Source organism: Enterobacter sp. SES19 (assembly GCF_011765665.1).
GTDB lineage: Bacteria > Pseudomonadota > Gammaproteobacteria > Enterobacterales > Enterobacteriaceae > Enterobacter > Enterobacter pseudoroggenkampii.
The window spans coordinates 2,854,678-2,855,000 of the sequence record NZ_CP050320.1; the positions used below are offsets into that span (position 1 = coordinate 2,854,678).

Here is a 323-nt window from a genome sequence, read left to right on the forward strand (position 1 = left end):
AACAGCCACGCGTTCGGCTTGCGGAAGTCATAGTCGTCGAGGCTGTAAATCCCCGGCGTCACGCTGTCCTCCAGCGCCCACTGGCTGATGCCCTCTTCATCCGTACTGCCGCCTGACGGCGTCTGGTGGTACGGAATGACCTCATAGCCACTGAACGGCTGGTACTGCGTGGCGGCGTCGGTGAGCACCAGGGTGTGCTTGTCCGCCTCATGGCGGAAGTGATACGCAATCCCCTCCAGCTCCATCAGGCGGCTGATGAAGTCCAGGCTCGACTCCTGATACTGCACGCAGTAGTCCCACACCCGGTAGCTGCCGGTGAGTTT

1 protein-coding gene is annotated in these 323 nt (G+C 61.6%); it reads right to left on the minus strand.

The genetic code is table 11. The features are described from left to right. Positions 1-323: contractile injection system protein, VgrG/Pvc8 family (locus tag GXP72_RS22705; protein WP_280115394.1), on the minus strand; the 323-nt coding region annotated here is incomplete at both ends.